The 1,591-nt window shown below is 39.1% G+C and carries 2 protein-coding genes; both read right to left on the bottom strand.

The window, feature by feature from the left end:
* Nucleotides 1-76: 76 nt before the first annotated feature.
* Nucleotides 77-844, bottom strand: a complete 768-nt coding sequence (gene dapF, locus ACOVQ4_RS02940) for a diaminopimelate epimerase (protein WP_421819168.1) — start codon at nucleotides 842-844, stop codon at nucleotides 77-79.
* Nucleotides 845-1,039: 195 nt separating this feature from the next.
* Nucleotides 1,040-1,516 (bottom strand): 2-C-methyl-D-erythritol 2,4-cyclodiphosphate synthase, encoded by a 477-nt coding sequence (gene ispF / locus ACOVQ4_RS02945; RefSeq protein WP_421819169.1) that lies wholly within the window; start codon nucleotides 1,514-1,516, stop codon nucleotides 1,040-1,042.
* Between the last annotated feature and the right edge of the window lie 75 nt (nucleotides 1,517-1,591).

Below are 1,591 nucleotides of genomic sequence, written 5' to 3' on the forward strand. Positions count from 1 at the left end.
GTTTTCCTACTTATAATACTTTGATACCGAAATCAAAAAACACAAATTGTTTGACATCCTTTGTACAGCCAGTCGGTTAATATTCTCCTTCAAATACTTTTACTGCTGGACCAATCAGATATACGTTTTCGAAGCTGTCTTCGCCAGTTTTTGTAAATTCAATTCTTAAATCGCCTCCTACAACTTTTACATCGATAGCATTTTCAAATCCCAAACGTAGATTTGCGGATAATGCGCAGGCCGTAACGCCCGTTCCACAAGCGTATGTTTCGTCCTCGACACCACGCTCATAGGTACGTACCGAAAGAGCATTTGGTCCTGTTACTTCTACAAAATTGACATTGGTACCGCCTTTACTCACAAAAGGCTCAGCATATCGAATATCTTTTCCTTGAGCGAAAACATCGTATTCTGCCAGGTTTTCCACATATTCGACATAGTGTGGAGAACCAGTGTTCATGAAATCATACTTTTCGGTTCTTTCAATACCCTTTACATCAATCATTTTTAATGAAATAGTATCAGGGTTTACCGAAGCTTGGTGTTCTCCATCGATAGCAATAAAGGTAGTTTGGTCGCCAATAACGCCCAAATCATGTGCAAATCGCACCAAACAACGACCACCGTTGCCACACATTGAGCCTTCGGTACCATCAGAATTGAAATAGACCATTCGGAAGTCATATTGCTCATCGCTTTGTAAAAGCATCAAACCGTCGGCACCGATACCAAAACGACGGTGACACATTTTTGCAATTAATTCTTGGGAAGCAGGAAAACTATTGTTGCGATCATCAATCACCACAAAGTCATTTCCAGCGCCTTGATATTTATAGAATTTCATGGAAATATAGTTTTTAGTTAACAATATTTTGAGAGATAAGGGTTCAGAGATTTGAATTCGGCTTTGTCATTTCTGATTTTCGGAAATAAAGAAAAAGACCTTTATTTTTTATAAAATGCTCAGCTTACACTTCCCAAATCCAACATTCGAAATAGATACTTCATACAATCCTAATTCACAATTCAATATTCATAACTACTTCTTAATCAAGGCTACACATTGCGCCGCAATACCTTCTCCACGACCAACAAAACCAATATGCTCAGAAGTAGTAGCTTTGATAGCGAGGTCTTCTTCGTCAATATTCATTACCTCTGCTAACACTCGTTTCATTTCAGGAATATGAGGGTTTAACTTTGGTACTTGTAAAATAATTGTCACATCAATATTGTTGACTTCCCAGCCAGCTTCACGAATCATCTCCATGACCTTTGCTAGAAGAATTTTAGAGTCAACGCCTTTCCATTGTGGGTCTCTGTCTGAGAAATGATACCCGATATTACGCATATTGGCCGCACCCAGTAAAGCATCACAAATCACATGACACGCAATGTCGGCATCAGAATGTCCTACAGCGCCATGCGTATGAGGAACCTTGATGCCCCCCAACCAAAAATCACGTCCCTCTTCGAGACGGTGTACATCGTATCCTTGACCTACTCTGATTTTCATATTACAAAAATATTTTTTTAAGACATTGACCTTTTGATAAAGGTACGCTACGTTTTGAAGTTAGTACGTGTAAAG

It is taken from the genome of Flectobacillus sp., assembly GCF_049240685.1.
Lineage (GTDB): Bacteria > Bacteroidota > Bacteroidia > Cytophagales > Spirosomataceae > Flectobacillus.